General features: G+C 72.0%; 30 protein-coding genes. 19 read left to right on the top strand and 11 right to left on the bottom strand.

Annotated features, from left to right (window positions below; genetic code table 11):
• Positions 1 to 23: 23 nt before the first annotated feature.
• Entirely contained in the window at positions 24 to 980 is a 957-nt protein-coding gene (locus O7621_RS01120; protein WP_282232339.1) for a DMT family transporter, read from the top strand.
• 49 nt (positions 981 to 1,029) lie between these two features.
• Here the strand turns inward: O7621_RS01120 and O7621_RS01115 are convergent, their stop codons facing one another.
• Together O7621_RS01115 and O7621_RS01110 are read right to left on the bottom strand one after the other, a co-directional pair.
• On the bottom strand, positions 1,030 to 1,491 hold the full coding sequence (locus tag O7621_RS01115) for a DUF4190 domain-containing protein (RefSeq protein ID WP_282232338.1): 462 nt from the start codon (positions 1,489 to 1,491) through the stop codon (positions 1,030 to 1,032).
• A 30-nt stretch (positions 1,492 to 1,521) separates the two neighbouring features.
• On the bottom strand, positions 1,522 to 2,001 hold the full coding sequence (locus O7621_RS01110) for a DUF4190 domain-containing protein (RefSeq protein ID WP_282232337.1): 480 nt from the start codon (positions 1,999 to 2,001) through the stop codon (positions 1,522 to 1,524).
• A gap of 133 nt (positions 2,002 to 2,134) precedes the next feature.
• Here O7621_RS01110 and O7621_RS01105 point away from each other — a divergent pair, with 133 nt between their 5' ends.
• Positions 2,135 to 3,064 (top strand): SDR family NAD(P)-dependent oxidoreductase, encoded by a 930-nt coding sequence (locus O7621_RS01105; RefSeq protein ID WP_282234809.1) that lies wholly within the window; start codon positions 2,135 to 2,137, stop codon positions 3,062 to 3,064.
• 5 nt (positions 3,065 to 3,069) lie between these two features.
• On the opposite strand, the gene O7621_RS01100 is transcribed toward O7621_RS01105, so the two are convergent.
• Genes O7621_RS01100 through O7621_RS01090 form a run of 3 tightly spaced genes read right to left on the bottom strand, consistent with a single transcriptional unit; the run spans position 3,070 to position 5,596 of the window.
• Entirely contained in the window at positions 3,070 to 3,477 is a 408-nt protein-coding gene (locus O7621_RS01100) for a CoA-binding protein (protein ID WP_282232336.1), read from the bottom strand.
• Positions 3,478 to 3,486: 9 nt separating this feature from the next.
• Entirely contained in the window at positions 3,487 to 4,515 is a 1,029-nt protein-coding gene (locus O7621_RS01095) for an Rv2578c family radical SAM protein (protein ID WP_282234808.1), read from the bottom strand.
• Between the two features lie 49 nt (positions 4,516 to 4,564).
• Entirely contained in the window at positions 4,565 to 5,596 is a 1,032-nt protein-coding gene (locus O7621_RS01090) for a LacI family DNA-binding transcriptional regulator (RefSeq protein ID WP_282232335.1), read from the bottom strand.
• Between the two features lie 316 nt (positions 5,597 to 5,912).
• Here O7621_RS01090 and O7621_RS01085 point away from each other — a divergent pair, with 316 nt between their 5' ends.
• Together O7621_RS01085 and O7621_RS01080 are read left to right on the top strand one after the other, a co-directional pair.
• Positions 5,913 to 7,085: a Gfo/Idh/MocA family oxidoreductase gene (locus O7621_RS01085; protein ID WP_282232334.1), complete on the top strand. Its 1,173-nt coding sequence runs from the start codon at positions 5,913 to 5,915 to the stop codon at positions 7,083 to 7,085.
• A 91-nt stretch (positions 7,086 to 7,176) separates the two neighbouring features.
• Positions 7,177 to 7,935, top strand: coding sequence for a sugar phosphate isomerase/epimerase family protein (locus O7621_RS01080; protein ID WP_282234807.1), 759 nt, complete (start codon positions 7,177 to 7,179; stop codon positions 7,933 to 7,935).
• A gap of 20 nt (positions 7,936 to 7,955) precedes the next feature.
• Here O7621_RS01080 and trxA read toward each other — a convergent pair whose 3' ends face one another.
• Positions 7,956 to 8,318: a thioredoxin gene (trxA, locus tag O7621_RS01075; RefSeq protein ID WP_278171577.1), complete on the bottom strand. Its 363-nt coding sequence runs from the start codon at positions 8,316 to 8,318 to the stop codon at positions 7,956 to 7,958.
• A gap of 552 nt (positions 8,319 to 8,870) precedes the next feature.
• On the opposite strand from trxA, the gene O7621_RS01070 reads away from it, so the two are divergent.
• The 9 genes from O7621_RS01070 to O7621_RS01030 all read left to right on the top strand — a co-directional run bounded on the left by O7621_RS01070 (position 8,871) and on the right by O7621_RS01030 (position 16,215).
• Positions 8,871 to 9,554 carry an RNA methyltransferase gene (locus O7621_RS01070; protein ID WP_282232333.1) on the top strand — a complete coding sequence of 228 codons (684 nt, stop codon included), beginning with the start codon at positions 8,871 to 8,873 and terminating at the stop codon, positions 9,552 to 9,554.
• 140 nt (positions 9,555 to 9,694) lie between these two features.
• Complete coding sequence (locus O7621_RS01065) at positions 9,695 to 10,393, top strand: DUF6758 family protein (protein WP_348775337.1); 699 nt, start codon at positions 9,695 to 9,697, stop codon at positions 10,391 to 10,393.
• 106 nt (positions 10,394 to 10,499) lie between these two features.
• Positions 10,500 to 10,658 carry a hypothetical protein gene (locus O7621_RS01060; RefSeq protein ID WP_199757972.1) on the top strand — a complete coding sequence of 53 codons (159 nt, stop codon included), beginning with the start codon at positions 10,500 to 10,502 and terminating at the stop codon, positions 10,656 to 10,658.
• Between the two features lie 6 nt (positions 10,659 to 10,664).
• Positions 10,665 to 11,549: a PH domain-containing protein gene (locus O7621_RS01055; protein WP_282232331.1), complete on the top strand. Its 885-nt coding sequence runs from the start codon at positions 10,665 to 10,667 to the stop codon at positions 11,547 to 11,549.
• A 103-nt stretch (positions 11,550 to 11,652) separates the two neighbouring features.
• A complete protein-coding gene (locus O7621_RS01050; protein WP_282232330.1) occupies positions 11,653 to 12,288 on the top strand; it encodes a SigE family RNA polymerase sigma factor in 636 nt (211 codons plus the stop codon).
• 118 nt (positions 12,289 to 12,406) lie between these two features.
• Complete coding sequence (locus O7621_RS01045; RefSeq protein WP_282232329.1) at positions 12,407 to 13,693, top strand: hypothetical protein; 1,287 nt, start codon at positions 12,407 to 12,409, stop codon at positions 13,691 to 13,693.
• The gene (locus O7621_RS01040) at positions 13,690 to 14,547 is read left to right on the top strand and encodes a PHP domain-containing protein (protein WP_282232328.1); all 858 of its coding nucleotides are present in this window, start codon (positions 13,690 to 13,692) and stop codon (positions 14,545 to 14,547) included. Before O7621_RS01045 ends, O7621_RS01040 begins: the two co-directional genes overlap by 4 nt.
• A 65-nt stretch (positions 14,548 to 14,612) precedes the next feature.
• On the top strand, positions 14,613 to 15,227 hold the full coding sequence (locus O7621_RS01035) for a MarC family protein (protein WP_282232327.1): 615 nt from the start codon (positions 14,613 to 14,615) through the stop codon (positions 15,225 to 15,227).
• 133 nt (positions 15,228 to 15,360) lie between these two features.
• Positions 15,361 to 16,215, top strand: a complete 855-nt coding sequence (locus tag O7621_RS01030) for a PD-(D/E)XK nuclease family protein (protein WP_282234806.1) — start codon at positions 15,361 to 15,363, stop codon at positions 16,213 to 16,215.
• Here O7621_RS01030 and O7621_RS01025 read toward each other — a convergent pair.
• From O7621_RS01025 to O7621_RS01015, 3 genes are all read right to left on the bottom strand, one after another.
• The gene (locus O7621_RS01025) at positions 16,178 to 17,098 is read right to left on the bottom strand and encodes an oxygenase MpaB family protein (protein ID WP_282232326.1); all 921 of its coding nucleotides are present in this window, start codon (positions 17,096 to 17,098) and stop codon (positions 16,178 to 16,180) included. The two genes, O7621_RS01030 and O7621_RS01025, sit on opposite strands and share 38 nt — an antisense overlap.
• Entirely contained in the window at positions 17,065 to 17,484 is a 420-nt protein-coding gene (locus tag O7621_RS01020; RefSeq protein ID WP_282232325.1) for a Fur family transcriptional regulator, read from the bottom strand. The genes O7621_RS01025 and O7621_RS01020 overlap by 34 nt, the downstream gene beginning before the upstream one ends.
• 142 nt (positions 17,485 to 17,626) lie before the next feature.
• A complete protein-coding gene (locus O7621_RS01015; RefSeq protein ID WP_282232324.1) occupies positions 17,627 to 17,998 on the bottom strand; it encodes a translation initiation factor 2 in 372 nt (123 codons plus the stop codon).
• A gap of 118 nt (positions 17,999 to 18,116) precedes the next feature.
• On the opposite strand from O7621_RS01015, the gene O7621_RS01010 reads away from it, so the two are divergent.
• Positions 18,117 to 18,299 carry a hypothetical protein gene (locus O7621_RS01010; protein ID WP_282232323.1) on the top strand — a complete coding sequence of 61 codons (183 nt, stop codon included), beginning with the start codon at positions 18,117 to 18,119 and terminating at the stop codon, positions 18,297 to 18,299.
• Between the two features lie 29 nt (positions 18,300 to 18,328).
• Here O7621_RS01010 and O7621_RS01005 read toward each other — a convergent pair whose 3' ends face one another.
• Both O7621_RS01005 and O7621_RS01000 read right to left on the bottom strand, forming a co-directional pair.
• The gene (locus tag O7621_RS01005; protein ID WP_282232322.1) at positions 18,329 to 18,715 is read right to left on the bottom strand and encodes an FmdB family zinc ribbon protein; all 387 of its coding nucleotides are present in this window, start codon (positions 18,713 to 18,715) and stop codon (positions 18,329 to 18,331) included.
• Between the two features lie 101 nt (positions 18,716 to 18,816).
• Entirely contained in the window at positions 18,817 to 19,503 is a 687-nt protein-coding gene (locus O7621_RS01000; RefSeq protein ID WP_282232321.1) for a 5-formyltetrahydrofolate cyclo-ligase, read from the bottom strand.
• An 84-nt stretch (positions 19,504 to 19,587) separates the two neighbouring features.
• Here O7621_RS01000 and O7621_RS00995 point away from each other — a divergent pair, with 84 nt between their 5' ends.
• The 5 genes from O7621_RS00995 (at position 19,588) to O7621_RS00975 (ending at position 25,875) form a co-directional block, all read left to right on the top strand.
• A complete protein-coding gene (locus O7621_RS00995; protein WP_282232320.1) occupies positions 19,588 to 21,975 on the top strand; it encodes a diguanylate cyclase in 2,388 nt (795 codons plus the stop codon).
• Between the two features lie 9 nt (positions 21,976 to 21,984).
• Complete coding sequence (locus tag O7621_RS00990) at positions 21,985 to 22,944, top strand: UTP--glucose-1-phosphate uridylyltransferase (RefSeq protein ID WP_281553111.1); 960 nt, start codon at positions 21,985 to 21,987, stop codon at positions 22,942 to 22,944.
• Complete coding sequence (gene glp / locus O7621_RS00985; protein ID WP_282232319.1) at positions 22,941 to 24,260, top strand: gephyrin-like molybdotransferase Glp; 1,320 nt, start codon at positions 22,941 to 22,943, stop codon at positions 24,258 to 24,260. The genes O7621_RS00990 and glp overlap by 4 nt, the downstream gene beginning before the upstream one ends.
• On the top strand, positions 24,257 to 24,898 hold the full coding sequence (locus tag O7621_RS00980; protein ID WP_282232318.1) for a GNAT family protein: 642 nt from the start codon (positions 24,257 to 24,259) through the stop codon (positions 24,896 to 24,898). Before glp ends, O7621_RS00980 begins: the two co-directional genes overlap by 4 nt.
• A 143-nt stretch (positions 24,899 to 25,041) precedes the next feature.
• Positions 25,042 to 25,875, top strand: a complete 834-nt coding sequence (locus tag O7621_RS00975) for a hypothetical protein (protein WP_282232317.1) — start codon at positions 25,042 to 25,044, stop codon at positions 25,873 to 25,875.
• Positions 25,876 to 25,905 lie beyond the last annotated feature (30 nt).

The following is a 25,905-nucleotide window of genomic DNA, read 5'->3' as shown; positions in this document are numbered from 1 at the left end:
GTGGTCTGTGAGGATCAGGTCCCGTGTCCTCCGGTGCCCACCCCTGCGGTCCGGGCGGCCGGGGTGAGCTGCTCGCCACCGGTGCCACCGCGATCGCCGTACTCGCCGTGTCCACCTCGGCGCCGCTGATCGCCTTCGCCGCCGCGCCCGCCCTCGCCGTCGCCTTCTGGCGCAACGTGCTGGCCACCGGTGCGGTCGCGCCCTTCGTCCTGGCCCGGCGCCGGCCCGAGCTGCGGCTGCTGGCCCGACCGGGCGGCCGTAGCCAGGCCGGCTGGAGCGCGTTGGCCGGTGTCGCCCTCGCCGCGCACTTCGGTACCTGGATGCCGAGCGCACAGCTCACCTCGGTGGCGACCGCCACCGCGCTGGTCGCCACCCAGCCGGTCTGGCAGGGCCTGATCGCCCTGGCTCAGGGCCGGCGACTGCCGCTGATCACCTGGGGCGGGATCGGTCTCGCGGTGCTCGGCGCGGTGCTCGCCACCGGGGCCGACGTCGGGTTCGACGCGCAGGCGGTCCTCGGTGACCTGCTGGCCCTGGCCGGGGCGGTCTTCGCCGCCTGCTACACCGCGCTCGGCGAGCAGGCCAGGCAGACGATCAGCACCACCACGTACACCACGATCTGTTACGGAATCTGCGCCGCCGTGCTGCTCGTGGTCTGCCTGGCCGGCGGGATCCAACTGACCGGATTCCCCGGCTCGGCCTGGTTGGCGGTGCTCGGCCTGGTGGTCGGTGCCCAACTGCTCGGCCATTCGATGTTCAGCTACGCCCTGCACAAGATCCCCGCGACCACGGTCAGCGTGCTCATCCTGCTGGAGGTGCCCGGTGCCGCGCTGATCGCCTGGCTGTGGCTGGGCCAGGTGCCCCGTACCGCCGCGTTGCCCGGGCTCGGGCTGTTGCTGGTCGGCGTCGCGGTGGTCGTACTCGGTGGGACCCGCAGTCGCACGCCGCCGCCGCTGCCGCCGGAGGCCGGTCCACCGGCCTGACCCGGACCTCGTCCGCGCACCGCCCTGCCCGACGGCGCGGCCGCCAAGCTCAGTAGCCGGTCGTGGTGCTGTTGAGCATGGTGATGATGAATCCAAAATAGACCACCATGAACAGCGCCATCAGCAGCCCGAAGCCGACCCCGCACCAACCGATGATCACGCCGGCCTGGGCGAGCCCGTCGCCCTGCTGGCCGGTCCGACGAATCTCCTCGCGGGACCGGCGCCCGAGGTAGACCGCGATCCCACCGAGCAGCGGACAGCTGAACAGGCTGACCAGCGACACGATGAACGACGCGAGTGCCATGCCGTTCGTCGGTTGCGGCGGGGCGTAGCCGTACGGGTACCCGCCGTACTGGGATCCGTCGGCCGGATAGCCCGGCGGCGGGTACTGGACCGGCGGCGAAAGCTCGCCGCGCTGCGGTTGCCAGTCGGCCGGTGTCGGCCCGGCACCGGTCTGCGGGGACTGCGGCGATGGCGGGCGGATCTGGCCGCCGACGTCTGGCTCCTTCACCCGGATCTCCTTCTGTGGGCCCGGCCGCTGCTAGCCCTGGCTGATGCTGGCCGCGATCGCGACCGTGACGAGAACCGCCCCGACCAGCCCGAGGCCAAACGCGATCCAGCCGGTGATCATCCCGGCCAGTGCCATCCCGTCGCCCTGCTCCGGACGACCCTGCTCGGCTGCGGTGCGGATCTGACGCCGGGCGGAGTGCCCGAGCAGCGCGCCGACGATGCCGATCAACCCGGGCACCAGGTAGCCGCAGAGCCCGAGGATGCCGAGGACGCCGAGGACCAGCGCGGCGATCGCCCGGCCGTTCATCGGCATCGGGGCGGGCGGCGGATACGGGTAGCCGGGCGCGGCGTACCCGGCCGGCGGGTAGGCGGGCACCGGATAGCCGGTTGGCGGCTGGCCGGGCACGCCGTACCCGGTTGGCGGCTGGTTGGTCGCCGGGTAGCCCGCCGGCGACTGGTGGCTCGGCCAGGAAGGATCGCTCCAGTTGCCCGGCTGCTGGGGTTGGCTCATCGGCGGTGGTCTCTCTGCGGGGCGGGTTCGCCCGATCAGCGTAGTCGGTACTGGCGAACCGCTCACGGGCAGCGTCGTTGCCCGCGACGGCACCAGCAGGCAGGATCAGCCCATGGTTTCTGACGTACGAGCCGTGGTCGGCAGCGCTGGACAGGACGCCGGCCCACCCCCGTCCCCGGTAGCCACCCTGCACCCCGGTCCGGACCAGCGGCCAACCGCCGTCCCGTCCGGTCCGGACCGGGATGCAACCGATTCGGACCGGACGGCTCCGGACCGTGCGGCCGGGCCGGCACCCGAGCTCGGCACGTTGCGTCTGGACGGCCGGGTCGCACTGGTGACCGGTGCCGGCAGCTCGGACGGGATCGGCTACGCCACGGCCAGAAGGCTCGGCGAGCTCGGTGCCCGGGTGGCGATCGTCTCCACCACCCGGCGGATCCACGAGCGGGCGGCGGAGCTCGGCGCGACCGGGTTCGTCGCGGACCTGACCGACGAGGCCGAGGTCGGCGCGTTGGCGGACGCGGTGTCCGAACAGTTGGGCGACGTGGAGGTGCTGGTCAACAACGCCGGACTGGCCAGTCGGGCCAGCCCGGAGGTGTTGCGGCCGGTGGCCCAGCTCACCTTCGAGGAGTGGCGGGCGGAGATCGACCGCAACCTCACCACCGCGTTCCTGTGCAGCCGGGCCTTCATCGGCGGGATGTCGGAGCGTGGCTGGGGCCGGATCGTCAACCTGGCAGCCACTGCCGGGCCGGTCAACGCACTGCCCACCGAGGCGGGGTACGCGGCCGCGAAGGCCGGCGTGGTCGGGCTCACCCGGGCGCTGGCGATGGAGATGGTGGCCGACGGCGTGACCGTCAACGCGGTCGCACCGGGCACGATCTACACGGCCGCGTCGACGGTCACCGAGCTCAAGCAGGGCATGGGTACGCCGATCGGCCGTCCCGGCACCCCGGACGAGGTGGCCGCCGCCATCGCCTTCTTCTGCTCGCCGGCCGCCTCCTACATCACCGGCCAGATGCTCGTCGTCGACGGGGGCAACAGCGTCCGGGAGGCCGAGTACCGCTGATCGGGTCAGGCGGCCCGGGTGAGGCCACCGAGGGCTCGTTCGACGGCCGTACACCGGTCCTCGACGTAGTCGATGCCGGCTGCGGCGGCGATGTCGCGGGCGACCGGCGAGGCGATCCCGCTCTGCAGCCACACGGCGGGGGCGCCGACCCGCACCGCGGCACGCACCACCTCGACGGCCTCCGGTACCGGCCGGAAGACGTTGACCAGATCGACTGGCACGTCGAGCTCGGCGAGGCTCGGGTAGGTCGGCTGGCCGAAGATCTCGGCGACGTGCGGGTTGACCGGGATGACCCGCCAGCCGTACCGGATGAGCTGCGCCGGCACGCTGTGCGCCGACTTCGCCGGGTCGCGTGACGCGCCGACGACGGCGATGGTCTGCGCGTCGGCCAGAATCTGTTGCGGAGTCCTCACCCGTCGAGCCTAGTTCCCGGTGGCACCGCCCGCCTCGTCGAGCCGCCGGGCGGCACCCGGCCCGGTGGGGGACAGGCCGTGCCGGCGAGCGGTCATCCGCACCCGGCCCACGACCTCCCGCTGGTACGCCTGCGGCAGGTAGGACCCGGAGCGGAACAGCGCCCGGTAACGCGGGACCAGATCGGGGCGGGTCCGGCCGAGCCAGGCTGCGTACCACTCGCGGGCGCCGGGGCGTAGATGCAGCGGCAGTGGGGTGACGCTGACCGCGCCGGCTCTGGCGATCGCACCGACGGTGGCCTCGATCGACTCCGCGTCGTCGGTCAGCCCGGGCAGGATCGGCGCCATCAGCACCCCGACGTCGAAGCCGGCGTCGGTCAACGCGCGGACCGTGTCGAGTCGTCGGGACGGGCTCGGTGCGCCGGGCTCGACCGCCCGCCACAGGGGCTCGTCGACGAATCCGACCGACATGGCCAGGCTGACCCGGGTGACCTGGGCGGCCCGGCGCAGCAGCGGCAGATCGCGCAGGATCAACATGCCCTTGGTGAGGATGGAGAACGGATTGGCGGCGGCACTCAGGGCGTCGATGATCCCGGGCATCAGCCGGTAGCGTCCCTCGGCACGTTGGTAGCAGTCGACGTTGGTGCCCATCGCGATCGGCCCGCCCGACCAGCTGGGCGCGGCCAGCTCCCGGCGGAGCAGCGTCGCGGCGTTGACCTTCACGACGATCTTCGTGTCGAAGTCGTGACCGGCGTCGAGGTCCAGGTAGGTGTGGGTGTTGCGGGCGAAGCAGTACGTGCAGGCGTGGCCGCAGCCGCGGTACGGATTGACCGTCCACTCGAACGGTACGCGGCCGGAGCCGCGTACCCGGTTGATAATCGACCGGGCGTGAATCTCGTAGAAGGTCATCCCGGCGAAGCCGGGCGTGTCGAAGGTTCGCTGCACGGCTTCGGGCAGCGCCAGCGGCAGGGGCGGGGCCGCCGGCGCTGCCTTGGAGGGGACCTGCTGGTCGGGGGGAGCCGACAAGGTGTCCCAACGCATGGCCATCATTCGAACATACGTACGACGCCGGAGCAAGCCGGCGCGCCGGCTAGATCACGCCCGTCCGGGGTGGCCCGGCGCTGTCCCGGCGGACGAGCTCGGCGCCGACTTCCTCGATGAGCGGTGGGTGTGCCCCGCCCGGCGACTGCAGCGCCAGCGTCATCGCCCGGGCGCCCATCTCGGCCAGCGGCAGCCGTACGGTGGTCAGCGCCGGCGTCACATCCCGGGCGACCGGCATGTCGTCGAAGCCGACCACGCTGAACTGGTCGGGCACGACGATGCCGCGGGAGCGCAGCAACGCCAGCACGCCGATCGCCATCGAGTCGTTCAGTGCCGCGATCGCGGTCAATCCGGGCTCGGCGTCCAGCAGGCTGGCCGCGGTCGCGGCGCCACTGGCCCGGTCGAAGTCGGCGTACGCCACCCGCCGCGCCGGCAGCTTCTGGCCGTGTTCGCGGGCGGCCCGACGCAGTCCGGCGAGCCGGTCGGTGGTGGTGGTCAGCACCTTCGGCCCGGCGACGACCCCGAAGTCGGTGTGCCCGAGGGAGTAGAGCTCGGCGCCGAGCAGGTAGCCGCCCATCTCGTTGTCCGGCACCACGGCGTCGCCGGCATGCTCGTGCCGACCGATCACCGCCACCCGTCCGCCGGTGCGCTCGTACACCCGCAGCTTGCCGGCGAGGGTCGCGGTGAACGCCTCGTCGTGGTAGCCGGATCCGGCGAGAACGATCGCCGCCACCTGGTGGGCGCGGAGCAGCTCGACGTACTGCAGCTCCTTGTCCGGGTCCCGGTAGCTGTTGCAGATGATCACCAGCCGGCCGTGTTCGGTCGCCACCCGCTGCAGGCCGCGGGTGATCTCCGCGAAGTAGGGGTCGGACACGTCGTGCACGATGACGCCGATTGCGCTGCGGTGCGACCGGGCCAGCGACTGCGCGTGGGCGTTTGGGACGTACTGCAGCTCCTCGACTGCGGCCAGCACCCGTTCGCGCAGGGCCTCGGTGACCGGCTTGCTGCTGCCGTTGATGATCCGCGAGGCGGTGGCCGGGGACACGCCGGCGCGTTTCGCGACATCGGCCAGTGTGGCCACGACCCGCTCCTTTCCCGGGCTCCCGCAGCGGAGTGGGAGCCGGCCAGGCCGGATGCTCGCGGCATTGCGCGCGGTCCGGAATGCTTGCGGTGAGGATAGCGTGACTAGCCCGTGGTGAGCTGGGAAAGCCCTTGCCGAACGCTGCGGAGAGGCAGTAGCGTACGCCGGAAAGCGCTTACCTCGCCCGCATGCACTACCTCGCTGACCTGCGCCAGACACCCAGGCTCCCGCCAGCACAACTTCCCGTCGACACAACCTCTCGTCAGCACAGCACGCTAGGACAGATTCGCCACCACCACTTCGAAGGAGGCGAGGCATGGCCCGCACCACCATCGGGATCATCCTCAACGGCGTCACCGGTCGGATGGGATACCGGCAGCACCTGGTCCGGTCCCTGCTCGCCATCCGGGACCAGGGTGGACTGTCGCTGGCCGACGGCACCCGGCTGTGGCCGGAACCAGTACTGGTCGGGCGGAACGAGAACAAGCTGCGCGAACTCGCCGACCGGCACGGCCTCACCGAGTGGACCACCGACCTCGCCGCCGCGCTGGCCCGTCCTGACCTGCAGATCTACTTCGACGCGCAGGTCACCGCGCAGCGGGAGAAGTCGTTGCGGCTGGCAATCGAAGCCGGCAAGCACATCTACACCGAGAAGCCCACCGCCGATGATCTGGCTGGTGCGGTCGACCTGGCCCGGCTGGCCGACGCGGCCGGGATCAAGCACGGCGTCGTGCAGGACAAGCTCTTCCTGCCCGGCCTGCGTAAGCTCGATCGGCTGGTCAAGGGCGGCTTTTTCGGCCGTATCCTGTCGGTACGCGGTGAATTCGGGTACTGGGTGTTCGAGGGGGACTGGCAGTCCGCGCAGCGGCCGTCGTGGAACTACCGCGCGGCGGACGGCGGCGGGATCACCGTGGACATGTTCCCGCACTGGCATTACGTACTGGAGCAGATCTTCGGCCGAGTGACCTCGGTGACCGCGCAGGTGGCCACCCACGTCGACCGCCGCTGGGACGAGTCGGGTGAACCGTACGACGCCACGGCGGACGACGCCGCGTACGGCATCTTCGAGATCGACCGGCCGGGGCCCGACGGCGGCCGGATCATCGCCCAGATCAACTCGTCCTGGGCGGTCCGGGTGTACCGCGACGAACTGGTGGAGTTCCAGGTGGACGGCACCGAGGGCAGCGCGGTCGCCGGGTTGCGCAACTGCCGGGTCCAGCACCGCTCGACCACGCCGAAACCAGTGTGGAACCCGGACCTGCCGGTCACCGAGGAGTTCCGTGCGCAATGGCAGACGGTGCCCGACAACGAGGAGTTCGACAACGGGTTCAAGGCGCAGTGGGAGCTTTTCCTGCGGCACGTCGCCGAGGACGCCCCGTACGGCTGGGACCTGTGGGCCGGCGCGCGCGGGGTGCAGCTCGCCGAGCTCGGCCTGCGGTCGGCGCGCGAGGGCCGGCGAATCGAGGTGCCGGAGCTGACCGGTGAGTGATCCGTTCGCCGGGATCGAGGTACCGGCGGCCGGTGTCGGGCCGGCGCCGCACCGGTTCGCGCTCAACGCGGCGACCACCCGACGCTGGCCGATGCCGGAGCTGGTCGCCGGCTGCGTCGCCGCCGGGGTTCGCGGGGTCGGCCTGTGGCGCGAGGAGACCGCCGCGTACGGACTGCGCCGCACCGCCGAACTGTGCCGGAGTGCCGGTCTGCCGGTCACCTCGCTGTGCCGGGGCGGCTTCTTCGGCGCCGACGACTGGTACGACGACAACCGGCGCGCCATCGACGAGGCCGCCGAACTCGGTGCTCCGGTCCTGGTGCTGGTCTCGGGTGGCCAGGACGGCCGAGATCTGGACGGTGCCCGGGCCCGGGTCGGTGACGCGGTGGGCCGGCTGGTTCCGTACGCGTTGCAGGCCGGGGTGACCCTGGCGATCGAACCGTTGCATCCGATGTTCTGCGCCGACCGGTGCGTGGTGTCGACGCTCGGCCAGGCACTGGATCTCGCTGAGCCGTACCCGGCGCAGGCGGTCGGCGTGGTGGTCGACACCTACCACGTGTGGTGGGACGACCAGGTGTGGGCGCAGATCGAGCGGGCCGGTCGGGCCGGTCGGATCGCCTGCTTCCAACTCGCCGACTGGATCACTCCGCTGCCGGCGGGGGTCCTGCTCGGGCGAGGTCTGCCGGGCTCCGGCTGCATCGACCTCGGCAGGTTCGCCACCGCGGTGGACGCGGCCGGCTACACCGGGCCGGTCGAGGTCGAGGTGTTCCACGAGCTGGTGTGGCAGCGACCGGGAGCCCAGGTACTGGCGGCCACGGTCGCGGGCTACCGGTCAGCGGTCGGCGACCGGTAGCCCGCCCTGGCCGGGCACGATCAGTGGTTGTGCGACGCCAGCTGCTTGCGAACATCGTCCATGTCGAGCGCCCTGACCTGCTCGATCAGCGACTCCAACGCGGACTCCGGGAGCGCGCCGGGCTGCGCGAAGACGACGACGCCGTCGCGGATGGCCATGATCGTCGGGATCGACCGGATGTCGAACTTGGCGGCGAGCGCCTGCTGTGCCTCGGTGTCCACCTTGCCGAAGGTGATGTCGGTGTGCTTGTCGGATGAGCGCTCGTAGACGGGAGCGAACCGTACGCAGGGTCCGCACCAACTCGCCCAGAAATCCACCAGGACGATGCCGTCGCCGGACGTCACCTCGTCGAAGTTCTCGGCGGTTAGCTCAGCGGTTGCCATCGATGTCTCCGATCGCCAGATGTGGGGCCGTGATTCCCCGGTCTACCGTGGGAAACCGCTCTGCCTGCTACGGCATTCCCGATCGATACCTTGCGAAACGTGCCAGCTGGCGGTCACTCATAGTGATGGGAGCGTTTCCAGTCGTTTTCGCAGGTGGTGCGCGGTTTCGTCGAGAAGTGGTGGGGTGACTAGGGCAAACGCCCCCGCTGGCGGGTCGGTTGGATCTTCGATCTAACTACGCATCGTGATGTAACAAAACGATAACTGTGACTTCCGTCTCCGCTCCTGCCCTTCCCGAGCCGGGGTGGGTCCGGCAGAATCTCTAGGCATCAGAGCGTGGACGGCGGGTGCCGGGGAGGGCCCCGCCGTTCATTGCGTCCGGGCCCGGAGACGAGGCCGTCCAGCAAGCGTGCGGACCCGCGGCCGGCAGCCAGACGGCGCCCCTGGGCAGTGATGTCCCGCATCCTGGCCCCGGCAACCGGTCCGTAGGCTCTGCAGAGTGTGGAACAGTGGCAGAGCGCGGCGCGGTCGGGTCCGCCGGTCGGTGACGGAGTGAGTGACGACGCCCGGACCGGCGTGGCGCAGATCGGCGTCGGGCCGTGGCCCGGTGACTGGCCCTCGGACCCGCGATACGACCCCGAACTGCTCGCCGCCGGGGACCGCCGCAACGTCGTCGACCGTTACCGGTACTGGCGCCGCGAGTCGATCGTCGCGGACCTCGACCAGCGCCGGCACACGTTTCACGTGGCGATCGAGAACTGGCAGCACGACCTGAACATCGGCACGGTGGTCCGCAACGCGAACGCCTTTCTCGCCGCCGAGGTGCACATCGTCGGGCGGCGTCGGTGGAACCGCCGGGGTGCCATGGTCACCGACCGGTACCAGCACGTCCGCCACCACGCCGACATCGCCGGCCTGCTGGCCTGGGCAGGTGGGCGCCGACTGCCGGTCGTCGGGATCGACAACCTGGCCGGTTCCCGACCGATCGAGACGGTACGGTTGCCGCGCCGCTGCATCCTGCTGTTCGGACAGGAGGGCCCCGGTTTGTCCGACGACGCCCGGGCCGGCTGTGAGCTGCTGTTCTCGATCGCCCAGTACGGTTCCACCCGGTCGATCAACGCCGGGGTGGCGAGCGGCATCGCGATGCACGCGTGGATCCAGGCGCACGCCGGGCCGCCGCCGGACCCCGCCGAGACGCCGGCGGCGACCGGGCGGTGGCCGCGGCGACCGGGCTGAGGCGGCGTGGACGGCCGGTAGTGGTGAACGTCCTGGCCAGGTGGGGCGTACCGACCGCGACAGAGGGAAAGAACGACCGAAAAAGCCGGTTCGCTTGACGGGGGAGCGGCACGGCGAGCAACGTGGGTGGCGTGGGTGTGATGGTGAGCTGTCCTCGTTGCGGAGGCCCGGTACGGCCGCCCGACCTGATGCACACCGAGTCCCGCTGCGACGGTTGCGGGCCGGTGCCCCCGCTGCACGTCGCCGAGCACATCGGGGCTGAGATCGTCGCGAGTGTGGCGCACCGGCTGCTGGCCACCGCCGGGCCGGGCCGGGCCGCGCCGGTGCCACTGTGGGCGATCTGGCCGCTGCTGGCGGGCTGGACGTTGACCGGTGTCGGCTGGGTCGGCGACGACCGCGAGGCGGTCCGGGCGACGGTCACCGCGTTCAGTGGCCCCGCTCCGGTCTCCGGTGGGCCGGCCGATCTGGTGCTGGTGGCCGAGGAACCCGGGGTGGGTCTGGGCACCCGGTTCGCCGGACTGCCCGGCCCGGATCCCGGGCAGCTACTGACCGGGGTGCTCGGTGACCAGCAGACCCCCGGCGGCGGTCCGGGCGGGGGCGGTCCGCACGCCAAGTTGCGGGCTGGCGGACATCCAACTCCCTTGTGGTCGATCCCGGCCGAGCCGGACCGCTGTGCCTACGTCGGCGAGGCGCGCGGCCTGTGGCTGTACGCAGTGGCCTGGCCGGCGAACGCCGGCTACCTGCTGGCCGAGGAGATCGTCCTGCACGACCTGTCCGAGGAGGTGCCGACCGGGATCGTGTACGGCGCGCCGTCGCCGTACCTGCACGGGAAAGCGTGAACACCTTTTCCCACGATCAACTACACCACCGCGGGACGATGGGCTGATATTCTAGTATCGCCGGGACGAGCGTCGCGGCGCGCCACACGGAGGGGGATGGCCCGCAATGGTCAAGAAGGTCCTCACCTGGGGCGGAATCGCGTTCCTGATTTTCTTCGTCGCGTTCCGGCCCGACTCGGCGGCCGACGTGTTCAAGTCGGTGGGCGGCGGCATCGTCGACATTGCGCAGGGGTTCGGCGACTTCTTCACCAGCCTCGTGGCCTAGTCGTCCATGGGCAACCCCTCCGAGCCCCCCGACGCTGACGACGAGGCCGCCCGCCGGCGCCGTCAACGCGACACCGAGCCGATTCCGCAGATCCGCCCGGAGGACGGCCCCCACTTCGGTGCGGGGCCGTCCTACGGGGACGGTCCGGCGTACTCGGATGGCCCCGCGTACGCCAGCAGCGCCGGCTACGGCGGCCGGTCCGGCGGCGGCACCCGCCAGGTGCCCGACGAGCCGATCATCAGCTACTCGCCGCCGGACATCTCCGCCGACGAGCTCGCCGGCCTCCAGGTCGACGCCTCCGGCATGCCGGTGCAGCCACGCCGGGTGCTGCCTCTCGAGGACGAGCCCACCTCGCTGGTCGCGCGGTATCTCTTCCCCACCGAACGCTACCGGGGCGAGTGGAAACGGCACTGGATCCACCTGTCCACCCCACTGCTGATCGGGGTGGTCGCGACCTTCGTCCTCGGCTACCTCTCCGGCTTTCTCGCCGGTCAGGACGTCGGCGGCCTGACCACGGTGGCGGTGCTGCTCTGGCTCGGTGTGCTCGGCTGGGTCGGCTGGAAGATCGCGGACTGGTGGTTCGACCGCTTCATCCTCACCAACAAGCGGGTGATGGTGGTCAACGGCATCGTCACCCGTAACGTGGCGATGATGCCGCTGCTGCGGGTGACCGACATGAAGTACGAGCAGTCACCGCTTGGCCGCTTTCTCAACTACGGCACGTTCATCCTCGAATCGGCCGGCCAGGAGCAGGCGCTGCGCGAGGTCAAGCACCTGCCGAACCCGAACGAGCTCTACCTCCGGGTGGTCGAGGAGATGTACGAGCCGCAAGCTGTCGAGGCACGGTTGAGCAAGGACGAAGCCGCCGCCAAAGCGGAAGACGGAGCGTGACCGCGTCGCGATTGTGTCCTTCCGCCCGGCCCCACCACCGGTCGGTCCGACGCCGACAGTGTCCCGTTCGGCGTACCGTGTCCGGTGACGGGGGAGGTAGCCGATGACGCCCAGCAACTCCGTGGAGGAGGAATTCCGCGAGTTCGTCGCATCCCGCTCCGGGGCGCTGCTGCGTACCGCCTATCTGCTCGCCGGTGACTGGGCGACCGCCGAGGATCTGCTGCAGACCGCGCTGACCAAGACGTACCTGGCCTGGAAGCGGCTCGGCCAGATCGAGGCGGTGGAGCCGTACGCCCGCCGGGTGCTGGTCAACACCGCGACCAGCTGGTGGCGTCGGCGCTGGCACGGTGAACGTCCCACGGAGACGCTGCCGGAACGGGCCGGCCCGGATCTCATCCAACAGCAGCTGGACCGAGACGTGCTCTGGCGCCATGTCAAGGCGTTGCCCGCCCGACAACGTGCGGTGCTGGTGCTGCGCTACTACGAAGACCTCTCCGAGGCCCAGACCGCGGCCCTGTTGAACATCTCACCGGGCACGGTGAAGAGTCAGACCTCCCGGGCGCTCGGCACGCTGCGCAAGCGGCTCGCCGCCGAGGAACCACACCTCGTCCCGGCCACAGTCGCCCCGGTCGCCGCACCCCGCTCGGCCCGGCCCGCCGTGGCGGTGCCGACCACCGCACGCCCGCTGCCGGCACCGACCCAGGCGGCACCGGCGCGATCCACCAGAGTAGTGGTGTAGCGAACCGGTGACTTCCTTCTCCAGGCCGCCCAGTGACGGTTGCTCCGGGCCGCGCAGCGACGGTTGCTCCGGGCCGCCAGGCGACAACCTTCCACCGACACTGCGGCGTCCATCTGTCGTGGCGACCGACGACCTTGAGCGAGCGCTGCGGCAGTGTCTGAGCGACCAGGCCGTCGACCCGCCTGTGGTCGCCGATCTCGCCGACCGTGCGATGCGCCGGGCCCGCCGGACTCGTCGGGCCCGCAACGGAGCTGCTGCGGCGTTCTGTCTCTGCCTGTTCGCCGCTGCCGGCGTCGCTGGTGGCCATCTGCTGCTCGTTGACAGCTCGGAACCACCGGCCCTTGCTGAACCGCTGATGGTGACCAGCGGGGACGTCGCAGCGAGCACCCCGGCAGCTCCGGCTGCCCCGCTGCCGTTCAGTGAGGACCTGCGCAGTCAACCGCTGGCCGCCACCCAGGCGCCCCCGGTCGACCTCGTGTTGGCCGGCGAACTGCGCACCGTCGACGGCCAACGGATGGACCTCGCCCCGGTCGGTGGCGTCGCCCAGGCCAGCCGGTTGACGGACGGTTGGCTCGTCGTTACCGAGACATCGGCCGACGGTGCGGCCGGAGTGTGGTTCGTGGCGCCCGACACCACCCCGCAAGTGGTGCTGACCGGTGTCGACGCGGTCGCGGTCGATCCGGTCGGAACCCGAATCGCCTGGCTGCACGGCGCCGAGCTGGCGGTGGCTTCGGTGATGCACGGCGAGCTGGCCGGCACCAGACGCGGTCGAGCACCGGAGCAGAGCCGGCCGGTCGGCTTCGCCGGCGACGCCGTACTGCTGGAACGCGACGGAGTTGGCGAGCGGCGCCGCGGTTACGGCGTCTGGCGGCCCGGCCAGGCTGAGTCCCGGACCAGCTGGAGTGAGACCGCCAGCGTCGTGTACGGCGTGTTGCCGGACGGGCAGACCGTCGTCGCCCAGGTGCACGACGCGTCCGGCGGTCCCTGCCTGGCCCTGCTGGACGTCGAACAAGACCTCACTGCGGTGAAGACCGCCTGCACGGTGCCGTTGACCGGCGACGGCCGGGGAGCGGTCTCCGCGGACGGCAGGTGGCTGGTGGCCAACGGGGTCGCGGACGCGCGGGTGGCCAGCGAGCCCGAGCTGGCCCTGCTCGTCGACCTGAACCAGGTCTTCGACGACCAGATCGGCGCGGTGCGGGAAGCCGGGCAGCGGCTCGCCGGCAGCACCGTCTGGGTGGATCATGACAGCGTGGTGCACGCTGCCGGGACCGACCAGTTGGTCCAGATCAACGTGGACCGGATCAGCGCCGGCCAGGGTGGTGCGGTGGAGCACATCGCCGTACCAGCCTCGACCGCCGTCGACGCCGAACCGGTGCTGGTCGCCGGTGCCCCGGACCGTCGATGACCGTCGACAGCCGGATCGACCTGCACACCCATTCCACCGCCAGCGACGGCACGGTCGACCCGGCGGACCTGGTCCGGCAGGCCGCCGCCGCAGGTCTCACGGTGCTGGCACTCACCGACCATGACACCACCGCCGGCTGGGCACCGGCGGCTGCGGCCCGCCCGCCCGGGCTCACGCTGATCCGCGGCGCCGAGATCTCCTGCCGGTGGTACGGGACCGGGCCGTCCATCCCGCTGCACCTGCTCGGCTACCTGTTCGATCCGACCTACGGCCCGTTGACCGCCGAGCTGGACCGGGTCCGGGCAGCCCGGACGGTACGCGGCGAGCGCATCGTCGATCAGCTGCGCGCCGACGGCTTCGACATCAGCTGGGACGTGGTGCTCGGCTACGCCGCCGGCGGCTCCGTCGGCCGGCCGCACATCGCCCAGGCCCTGATCCGGGCCGGCCTGGTCGCCGACACCGACGAGGCGTTCCGGCCGGAATGGCTCGGCCGGCGTTACCGGCTGCCCAAGGACGACCTCGACGTCTTCACCGCCGTCCGGCTGGTCCACGAGGCAGGCGGGGTCACGGTCTTCGCCCACCCGGCCGCGACCAAGCGAGGGAGGACCGTGCCGGACAGCATGATCGCCGACCTGGCTGCGGCCGGGCTGACCGGCCTGGAGGCCGACCACGCCGATCACCGGCCGGACCAGCGGGCACACGTACGCCGGCTCGCCGGTGAGCTCGGGCTGGTCGCAACCGGTTCCTCCGACTACCACGGCAGCCACAAGAGGGTCCGGCTGGGCGAGTACACCACCGCCCCGGCAGCGTACGAACGGCTGGTCGCGGCGGCACACGGCGTACCACCGATCTGACCCCGACCAGGACCCCGGTCCGGACCCGTCCGGGCCGGCGATCCATCGGTCACTAGGTTGACCTGGTGGACTTCAAGCTGTTCGGCGAGGTCTTCGTGACCCTGCTGGTGATCACCGATCCGCCCGGCATGGTGCCGATCTTCCTCGCACTCACCGGAGCGTTGCCGGTCCGGGAACGCCGTCGGGCCGCCTGGCAAGCGGTGGCGCTGGCCCTCGGCGTGATCGTGGTCTTCGCGGTCGCCGGGCAGACGCTGCTCGCCTACCTGCACATCGAGTTGCCGGCGCTGCAGGCCGCGGGCGGACTGTTGCTCATCCTGGTGGCGCTGGAACTGCTCACCGGCAAGGCCGACGACCCGGGCCAGCAGGCGACGTCCAACATCGCGTTGGTCCCGCTGGGCACCCCGCTGCTGGCTGGTCCGGGTGCGATCGTGGCGACCATGCTGTTCGTGCAGCGTGCCGAGACCGTCGCCGACCATCTGGCGATCGCGCTCGGCATCGTCGCGGTGATGGTGGTGGTCTGGCTGACGTTGCGGTTCTCCGGCGGCATCGTCAAGGTGCTCCGGCCGGGCGGCATCGAGGTGCTGACCCGGATCGCCGGCCTGCTGCTCGCCGCGATCGCCGTCCAGCTGATCGCCGACGCCGTCGCCGCCTTTGTCCGCTCCTATGTGGCCGCCGGCTGACCGTCGGCGGTCCCGTGGCAGGATCGGGGACGTGTCCCGACCTTCCTCCCCGTCGGGCCGGCGGCCCTCCGGCGCCGCCCGTCCGGCCAAGGGTGCCCGTCCAGCCCAGGCCGAGCAGCTCGGTTTCGACGGTATGCCCGAGCGGCTCTTCGTCTGTACGCCGAGCAAGCTGGCCGCGTTCGCGGACTGTCCCCGTCGCTACCGCTACAGCTACGTCGACCGGCCGGCGCCGCCCAAGGGCCCGCCGTGGGCGCACAACTCACTCGGCGCCAGCGTGCACACCGCGCTGCGGGCCTGGTTCGCCCGCCCGGTGGAGCAGCGCCGCCCAGAGGCGGCGGCAGCCCTGCTCAAGGGCACCTGGGTGCGTGACGGGTACCGCGACGAGGAGCAGGAACGCGCCGCGTACCGGCAGGCCCTGCAGTGGCTGGAGGCGTACCTGGACCAGCTCGACCCGACCGTCGAGCCGCTCGGTGTCGAACGGGTGGTGGCGGCGAAGACGTCGGTGCTGGCCTTCAACGGTCGGGCCGACCGGATCGACGCCCGGACCGGCCCGGACGGTCCGGAGGCGGTGATCGTCGACTACAAGACCGGCCGGGCGGGGCTGACGTCCGACGACGCGCGTGGCTCGCAGGCGCTCGCGCTCTACGCGTACGCCGCGCAGCGGGTCTTCCGCCGGCCCTGCCGGCAGGTGGAGCTGCACCATCTGCCGACCGGTACGGTGAGCTCCTTCGAACACAGCAGCGAGTCGCTGGACCGGCAGGTCACCCGGGCGGAGGCGACGGCCCGGGACATCACCGGTGCGGAGCGGGCCGTCGCCGACGGCGCAGACCCGGACGAGGCGTTTCCGGCGTCGCCGGGCACGCTCTGCGGCTGGTGCGACTACCGGCGGGTGTGCCCGGCCGGCGACGGCTACCCGGAGCAGCAGCAGTGGGCCGCCGTCGAGCGGCTGCTCACGGCACCACCGCAGCCGCGTACGCCGCAGGAGTGACCGGGGCGGTGGCCCGTTCTGCCCGGTCGCGCGCGGCGGCGCGAATCGGTCCCTCCACCAGGTTGCGCGGCACCGCCCGCAACGCCAACCGCAGGCCCCGGGCGGCGACCGCCGCGCAGCGGTCGGTGGTCGGCAGGCCAAGGCCGCCGTACATGCGCCGGGCCCAGGCCGGCAGCAGGCCGATCGCGGTGGCCGCTACACCCAGGTACGCCAGCCGGGGCGGGCCGAAACCCAACCCGAGCCGCCACGGCAGACTGAGCTGACCGGGTACCGGCGGGGCGGTGAGGAACAGCGCGGTGTCGGCCGCCTCGCGGGTCATCCGCAGGTCCGGTCGGACCGCCCGGTAGTACGCGTCGACATCGGCCGCGCTGCCGGGGACGCTGTCCGGGTCGAGCCCGACCAGTGCCGCGCTGCGCCGCTGCTCGGCGTAGTAGCGGTCCACCTCGGCCGGGGTCAGCCGCAGGCCGGCGCGGGTGGCGGTGTCCAGGAACGACTCGACCTCGGCGACGTGTACCCAGCGCAGCAGGTCGGGCTCGTCGACGCGGAACTCGGTGCCGGTGGACGGGTCGGTGGCCCGCAGGCGGGCGTGCAGCCGGCGGATCCGGGCGGCGGCGGCGTCCGCCTCGGCGGTGGTGCCCCAGACCGTGGTCGCAACGTAGGTGGACGTGCGCGTCAGCCGGCCGAACGGGTCGCTTCGGTAACTCGAGTTCTGCACCACCCCGGCGATCGCCCTCGGGTGCAGCGCCTGCAGGTACAGGCTGCGTAGCCCGGCGACGACGAGAATCGGCTCGTCGTGCACCCGCCAGGTGACCGATCCGGGCCCGAACAGCCCGAGGTCGTCCTCGGCAGTCACCCGGCGGCCCTCGCCTGACAGTCGGGACACGACCCCCAGAAGGTGACTTCCGCCTCGTCGATCACGAATCCGTGATCGACGGTCGGCTCCAGGCATGGCGCGGCGCCGACCGCGCAGTCGACGTCGGCGACCACGCCGCACTCGCGGCAGACCACGTGATGGTGGTTGTCCCCTGTGCGTCGCTCGTAGCGGGCCGCGCCACCGGCCGGCTCGATTCGCCGGGCCAGACCGGCTTCGGCGAAGACGTTCAGCACGTCGTAGACCGCCTGGGTGGAGACCGAGTCGATGCGGCTGCGCACCTGGCGGGCAATTTCGTCCACGCCGAGATGCCCGCCTTGCGCGAGCACGTCGAGGACGGCGAGCCGTGGCCGGGTGACCCGCAGACCCCGGCTGCGCAACTCCTCCTCGGCCGGCATCTGTCCATCGAAACACGCAGGTGGGCGCGGTACAAGATAGAACCATGGGCATCGTGGCGGTGGCCACAGCGGGTTCGGGTGGTTGCCGCGCGGTGCGTCTGTGCCGGGTCCGCCGGTCGGAACGTCAGCCGGGAGCAGGCGGTCAGAACACCAGTCGGGAGCAGAGCAGACAAGTCAGGATGATCATGACAGCAGCGGCGATCATGCCGACGCCGTAGGTGACCGTACGGGCGTTGCGCTCCGCACCGTCGAGCGCCGCCAGGTCCTGCGGCGGCAGCGTGCCGGGCGGAGCCGGATTGACCACCACCGGCGGACGCCAGCTGGGCGGCGGCGGACTGCCGACCGGTGGCCCGCTGTAGCCGACCGGCCCGGCACCGGCCGACCCGTCCGGTCCGGTCGACTCATCAGGGATCCCCGGACCGCTCGCCCGTGGCGGCCCGGAGACACCGCCGGGAGCGTCCGGGTCCGGGCGCCGCCAGTACGCGTCGTCGCCCGCGCCGTCATCTGTGGTCACGACAGACGACGCTATCAATTCACCGGCCCGCTCCGACGGCTCGGCCAGCGCGGTGCCGGGCTCCGGCGGCTCACCGGCCGGGGCGCTAACCTGGTGGGGTGCGAACAACGGATGAGCGGTGACCGGCCGCACCGTGCCGGACGGCCGTGGTGACGACGATCGTCTCGTCGACCTGAGCGACGACGACGCGCCGCTGCTGCCCGAGCAGACCAGCGACGACACCGACCTGGGCTGGGGCGAGCGGACCACCAGCTCGGACGACGCCTGGCTGTTGGCCGAGCGTCCACCGCACTGGAGCTGACGAGTCGCTCTGCCCGCCGTCGGTCCGGGTCAGCTGTTCGTCGATCCCGCTGCGGCAGGTGCCTTGGTCGAGCCGCTGGACGTCGAGGTGCCGCCGGAACTGTTCGACGAGCTGCCACCGCTGTCGGTCTTGCCGCCGCTGTCGGTCTTGCCGCTGGAGGACGCCGCGGCGTCCTTCTTCTCCGCGGGCTTGTCCGACGAAGGCGCAGAGGAACCGTTGGTCGAGCCGCCGCCCTGGCCGCTGCGCGAGTCGGTCCGGTAGAAGCCGGAGCCCTTGAAGACGATGCCCACCGAGTTGAACACCTTGCGAAGTCGCCCGGTGCACGACGGGCAGTCGCGCAGCGGCTCGTCGGTGAACGACTGCACCGCCTCGAGCTGGTGTCCGCACGCGGTGCAGGCGTACTGGTACGTAGGCACGGTCTCCTCCGACACTGGCTAGGCCGATCTGGCACTCAACCCATTCGAGTGCCAATGATCCGCCATCGGACCCCACTACGTCCAGCGGGAAGCGGCAGAGCTCACCGTGCGGGAGTGAACCAGCGCACCTCCGACGGGGTGATCACCGCTGACACCGGTCGGTCGTGCGGCTCGGCCGGGACCTGCGGCAGCAGCTCGCCGTCGTGCAGCAGGGCGACCACCGGTACGCCACCGGGCACCCGGGCGAGCGCCCGGTCGTAGGAGCCGCCACCACGACCCAGCCGTACGCCGTGGTGGTCGACGGCGAGGGCCGGCACCACGACGAGCTCGACGTCGGCCACCGCCGCGCGGCCCAGCCGGGGACCGGCCGGTTGACGCAGTCCAGCGGTGCCGGTCCGGTCGGAGGTGCCGGTCCGGTCGGAGGTGCCGGTCCGGTCGGAGGTGCCGGCCTGACCCGACGTACCGGTCGGGTCCGGCCCGTCGAACCGGGCCCAGTCGAGGTCCCGGTCGGGCAGCAGGACCGGCAGCAGCACCCGGTCTGGTCCGCCGACCGCCTCGGCGAGCAGGCCGGCGAGCCCCGATCCACCAGGTTCGTTGCCGATCGGTAGGTACCCGGCGACCTGCGCCGGCCTGACCAGATCGATCAGCTGACGTACGGTGGCCCTGACCCGGCTACCGGCCAGGGTGAGCTGACCGGACGTCAGCTTGCGCCGCTGGGCGAGAATGTCAGCACGGAGTCTGTCCTTGATCGATGGACAGGCGTTCGCTCCATCGGGAAAATCCGACACTCAACACTCCTGGTGGCAACCGCTGCGGAATATCTGGCTTGTGTCAGCATCGCACCATCAGGTGCAGAATCCTCTGGGGGAAGCGTGACCCTGCGCGGACGGTTGACCACCGCTTTCCTCACGGTCGTGCTCGGGCCGGTCCTGCTCGGGGCGTTCTTCGTCGGCGCGACCGTCGCGGCGGTCGGGCAGAGCCGGTCCACCGAGCGCCTCGACCTGGCCACCGCCAGCGTCGGCACTTCGGTCAACGCGCTGTGCAGCCAGCTGGAGGCCGCTGCGGGCGCGATGGCTCTGCTACTGCCCGATCCGGCCCGGCTGGCCGTTGCCGCAGACCAGGCGGTATCTCGCGGCCTCGCCTCCGCAGTCCAGGTGACCGGCCCGGACGGTGCGTCGATCGTGGCCACCGCCGACCCGCCGTCGGCGCCCTGGGTCGACTGTGCGAGTGGGCAGAACGACAACGGTGGAAGTGGTAGCACCGGTAGTGGACACTCGTGGCAGGCGCCATCGGCGGACACCGGCGCCGGGTCGCCGGATGGCACCGGGTCGGCGACGGTACCCGCGCCGGACGGCACCGGCGGCAGCGGGGCGATGCCGACCCTCGCGGCCTTCGCCGAGGTCCGGGACGAGAGCGGTGCCCTCGTCGGTCAGGTGTCAGCGGTCAAGCTGCTGGACGCCGACCTCGTCGCCCGGCTCGCCGCGTCGACCGGCGTGGGCATCACCCTGCTCGCCGACACCGACCGGGCCACGGTGGTGCACAGCACCGAGCCGTCCGAGGTGCGGGGCAACGTGGTGGCCACCGCCGGCCGGCTCGCCGACGGCGGGACCAGCTGGACCGACGGCGGCCGGCAGGTGCGCCGGCTCGGCCCGGACGACGGCCAACTGTTGCCGATGGTGCTGTCCACCCCCCGGGACCAGCTGTCCGGTCTGTACGCGGTGCTGGTGGCGACGGTCGTCCTGGCAGGACTGCTCGCGGTGGTCGCCGCCTGGTGGCTGGCCCGGTCCACCACGCAGCCACTGGCCGAGCTCGCCGACGCCGCGAGCCGGGTGGTCGACGGTGACCTGGCCGCCCGGGTCCCGGTACGCGGCTCGGACGAGGTGAGCGAGCTCGCCACCATCTTCAACCGGATGACCCGCGAGGCGCAGGCGTACGTGCAGGCCCTGACCGCAAGCCGGGACCAGCTGCGCGGCCAGCTGACGATCCTGGGCGACACCCTGTCGAGCACCCACGATCTGCAGCGCATCCTGCGGGTGATTCTGCAGACCGCGCTGGCCGCGACCGGGGCGCGGGACGGTGCCGTCCTGGTGCTCGACCCGGCGGCCGGGGTACTGGTCGGCCAGTCGTCCAACCGGTCGACCCCGGCCGACACCGGCCCGGCCACCACGTCGTCCGGCACCGGCCCGGCGGTCGATCAGCCGGCGGGACCGGACACAGCCGCCAGCCAGGCGGGGCCGGACGGGACGCTGCACGTGCCGCTCGGCAGTGGGCTGCTCGGCACGGTGGCCGTCAGTGGTCAGCCGAAACGGGGACGGATCGAACGCGACGGTCCGGCCCTGTCGGCGTACGAGCCGGCCTGCCGGACCTATGTCGCGGTGCCCTTCTCGGTGCCGAACTGGACCGATGAGCTCGGCGTGGGGGCGCCCGGGGCGGGGGGGCAGCGTGCCCCCGGCCGGCACGGTCCGGGCGCGCCCGCCGCGTTCGGGGTGCTGGCCGTCTACGACCGGCTCGGCGGCGACGAGTTCGACGACGCCGATCTGATGACGCTGCGAACCTTCGCCGGGCATGCGGCGGTGGCGGTCAACAACGTACGGATGCACAAGGAGGCCGAGCGGCTGTCGGTGACCGACCCGCTGACCGGGCTGTGGAACTACCGGCACCTGCGGGAGTCGATCCACCGGGAGATCGAACGGGCCAACCGGTTCGGTCGGATGCTCGCCGTACTCGTGCTCGACCTGGACCGGTTCAAGGACATCAACGACACGTACGGGCACGCGGCCGGGGACAGCGTCCTGGTCGAGTTCGCCCGCCGGATCCGCGCCGAGATCCGTGAGGTGGACCTGGCCTTCCGACAGGGCGGCGAGGAGTTCGTGGTGCTGCTGCCGGAGACCGACGTCCGTGGCGCGGCCACCGTCGCGGAGCGGCTCTGCGCCGCGATCCGCGACCGCCCGATCCGGGTCGAGCCGTACGCCGGGGCCGGCCGGCGCGCACACGCCACCGTGTCGGTAACGGTATCGATCGGCATTGCCGTCTACCCGGACCACGCCGGCGACGGCGAGGAGGTCCTCGACGCCGCCGACGACGCGCTGTACGCCGCGAAAGCAGCTGGCCGGGACACTTTTCATGTCGCTGACCGGGCGCCGGCCCGGTCGACCCGGGTACCGGCAGGCGGCGGCGCGGCCACCCCGGAGGGCGGACCGTCGCGCGGTGGCGGCGCGTCTTTCGGGCCACACCCGCCGAGACAGACCCGTGGCCGATAGTCTCGCGGCATGTCGGAGCATGCAGCCACCCCAGCAACGACCCCCACCGCAAACGCGGATCAGCGGGCGGTGAAGGCGGTCATCCCTGCCGCCGGGCTCGCCACCCGGTTCCTGCCGGCCACCAAGGCCGTGCCGAAGGAACTCCTCCCGCTGGTCGACCGGCCGGTCCTGCAGTACATCGTCGAGGAGGCCACCGCCGCCGGGATCAACGACGTACTGTTGATCACCGGCCGTGGCAAGACCTCCATGGTCGACCACTTCGACCGGCAGCCCTACCTGGAAGGCCGGCTCGCCGACAAGGGCGACCAGGAGCGGCTGGCCGCGATCCGGCGGCCGAGCGAGCTGGCCGAGATCTATACCTGCCGTCAGCACGAGCCGCTCGGGCTGGGCCATGCGGTGGGCTGCGCGCAGAGCCACGTCGGCAACGAACCGTTCGCGGTGCTGCTCGGCGACGAGTTCGTCGACGAGAACGACCCGCTGCTGCCGGCCATGATCGACCTGCAGGCCCGAGCCGGCGGGATCGTGCTGGCCTTCATGGAGGTGCCGCCGGCCGAAACCAAGCGGTACGGCATCGCGTCGGTCGAACCGGCCGCCGAGTCGGTGCAGAACGGCGCCGACATCGTCCGGGTGACCGGACTGGTGGAGAAGCCGTCGGCCGAGGACGCTCCGAGCAACCTCGCGGTGCTGGGCCGCTACGTGCTGCCACCGAGCATCTTCGAGGCGATCAAGCGGACCAAGCCGGGCAGCGGCGGTGAGATCCAGCTGACCGACGCGATGGCGATGCTGCTGGCCGAGGGGACACCGGTGCACGGCATCGTCTACCGGGGCACCCGCTACGACACCGGGGCGCCGCTGGGCTACCTGCAGGCCGTGGTGCAGATCGCCTGTCAGCGGGAAGGGCTTGGTGACGAGTTCCGGGCGTGGCTGAAGGAGTTCGTGGCCGACGCGCCAGGGGTGCCCTCTACATGACCGCGACGGCCGGTGCCGAGGCGGCCTTCAACGAGCTGACGCCGCTCGCCGAATACCTGGGCAGTGTGCTGCGCAGGATTCGGCCGCTGCCGCCGCTCGACCTCGACCTGACCCAGGCGCACGGCAACCTCCTCGCTGAGGATGTCGTGGCGCCGCACGCCTTTCCCGCGTTCGACCAGGCCGTCATCGACGGCTACGCGGCACGCTGGGAGGACATCGCCTCGGCCGGCCGGGGGAGCAGGGTGATCCCGGCCAGCCGGTCGGCGACCCCGGGCGTACCCCGCTCGGTGCGCCTCAACGTGGTGGGCGACCTTGGCGCGGCGAGCTGGCGGCCGGTCCGGCTGACCCCGGGCACCTGCTTCTCGGTGGCGGCCGGGGCGCCGTTGCCGATCGCCGCCGACGTGGTGGTGCCGATCGACTGGACCGATCAGGGCATGGCCGCGGTGGAGATCTTCCAGGTGCCCCGGCGCGGGTCAGGGTTGCGGCGGGCCGGCGACGAACTGCCGGCCGGGGCGGTCCTGGCCCGCGCCGGCTCCTACGTGACGCCGGCGATGGTGGCGGTCTTCGCCGCCACCGGGATCGGGCACGTGGTGGTCCGGCCCAGCCCGCGGGTGGTGATCGTGGCAACCGGTGACGAGTTGGTCGACGTGGGCCGCAGCAGTCAGCCGGGGCAGGTGGTGGACGCGAACTCGCACGCGCTCACCGCCGCCGTCGCCGAGGTGGGCGCGCTGGCGTACCGGGTGGGTATCTGCGACGACGATCCGGAGGGGCTGCGGGGGCTGCTCGAGGATCAGGCGATGCGGGCCGATCTGATCATCACCACCGGCGGCACCGGCACCGGGCCCGGCGACATGGTCCGGCGGATCTTCAGCCGACGGGAAGGAGGCCGCGCTGGGCCGGTCACCTTCACCGAGGTCGCGCTCTATCCCGGAACAGCCCTCGGATTCGGTACGGTCGGAGCCGAGGAGGTGCCCGTGGTCTGCCTGCCCGGAGAGCCCGGCTCCGCACTGGTCGGGTTCGAGGTGCTGGCCCGGCCGGTGATCCAGTTGCTGGCCGGTGCCGAGCCGGTGTTCCGGCCGAGTGTGCGTGCCCATCTGCTGGAGACCGTGTCGTCGCCGGTCGGCCTGCGGGAGTTCCGTCCGGCCAACGTCGCGGAGCGGCGCGGCGGCGGCTACACCGTGCAGCCGTTGCCCGGCGGGCCGTTCACCCTGTCCGGGCTGGCCGAGGCGAACGGCCTGCTGGTGCTCGGTGAGCGGGTGACCACTGCCGCCGCCGGGTCCACCGTCGACGTGTTGCTGCTGGACCGGCAGCGGTGATCGGGGACGAGGCTCCGGGCTGGCCGGTGGTGCTCACCGACGGTCCGGTGCTGCTGCGCCCGTACCGTCGCAGTGACGCCGCCGACTGGTCGGCGGTCCGGCGGCGTAACCAGCCCTGGCTGGCCCCGTGGGAGCCGGCGCCGCCCGGGCCGTGGCATGAGCTGAACTCGCCGGACGCGTTCCGCTACCTTTACCGTGACCAGCGTCGACAGTCGCGACGCGGTGAGAGTATGCCGTTCGCGGTATGTCTGGTCGAGACGGGTGCCGAACGGCTGGTGGGCCACCTGAACATCGGCAACATCGTGCGCCGGGCGTTCTGCTCCGGCTACGCCGGCTACTGGGTGGACGTGTCGGTCGCCGGACGGGGGGTGATCCCGACCGCGTTGGCCCTGGCAGTGGACCACGCCTTCGCCGCCGGCGGACTGCACCGGATCGAGGTCAACGTCCGACCGGAGAACACTCCGTCACGGCGTGTAGTCGAGAAGCTGGGTTTCCGTGAGGAGTCATATCATCATCGTTACATGCACATCGACGGTGCCTGGCGTGACCACATCGGATATGCCCTGACCAGCGAGGATGTGCTGGTCGAAGGGGGACTGCTGGCCCGCTGGCGACGGCTGCAGGCCAGCGCCCACTGAACACAACCGCCGGCCATGGTCGGCGCGGCGTACAAAATTACTGGTCGGACGCCCGTAACCTCAAGTAACGAGAAGGTACGGCAACCTATCAAGCCTTTCATGTCCGTGCATGGGTGGCGGGTTGCCTCGGGGTGACGGGAGGGGTGAGGGTGCCGACCTCGGTGCTCCTCGCCGTCCTCGCCGCCGCCGGGCTGCTCGCCCTCGCACCGGCGTTGGTCCGCCGGTACGACGCTACCGAGCGCCTGGTGGCGGAGCGGGCGCAGTCGACGGCGCGGGTGCTGCAACGCCGCCGCCGTCGCCGCACCGTGCCCGGGAAGCGGCCGGTCAACCCGCCCCGCCGGCTCACCGTGCGCCGCGCTGCCGGTCCGGAAGGTGGTACGGCGCCCGACGCCGGGTCGTTCAACGTTCCGTCCGCTCCGCTGCCGGCCGGCGGTCGACCAGGTGCCGGTCGACGGGGTGGCCGGCTGCGGCTCGTCCCGACTGCCGGCGTCCGACCGCGCCGTGCCCCAGTCCGTCGGCACACCCCGGCGGTGGTTCGCCGTCGGCGGGTCTTCGCCGCTCTGCTGCTGCTCAACCTGGTCGAGCTGATCGGGGTACTGGTGGTCGGCCCCGGCTTCTGGATCAGCTTCGCGGTCACTGCGGTGCTGCTCGCCGTGTACCTCGTGCATCTGCGCAACCGGGCGATCGCCGACCGCCGTCGCCGCCGGCACCGCGCCCGGGAAGCGGCCTGGCTGGCCGCCCGGCAGGCCGAGGTGCGCCGTGAGCAGGCCCGACGGGCCGCTGCCCGCCGGGAGCAGCAGCGCCGGCTCGCCGCCCAGCGGGAGGTGATGCGTCGCGCCGCGATGGGCCTGGACCGGCCGCGTGACCTGCCGGCGGCGGCCAGCGGTGGGGTCGGCGGGTCGGTCTCCTACCGCCGCACGGGCGGCCTGCGGGGCCGCGCCTACGAGGCCGGCCGCAGCTACGACGGCCGGTCCTGACCGGCGTCGAGGTGTGGTGGGAGCCGGGGT

This window comes from Solwaraspora sp. WMMD937 (genome assembly GCF_029581175.1).
Lineage (GTDB): Bacteria > Actinomycetota > Actinomycetes > Mycobacteriales > Micromonosporaceae > Micromonospora_E.
This window is presented reverse-complemented; position numbering and strand designations above follow the sequence as displayed.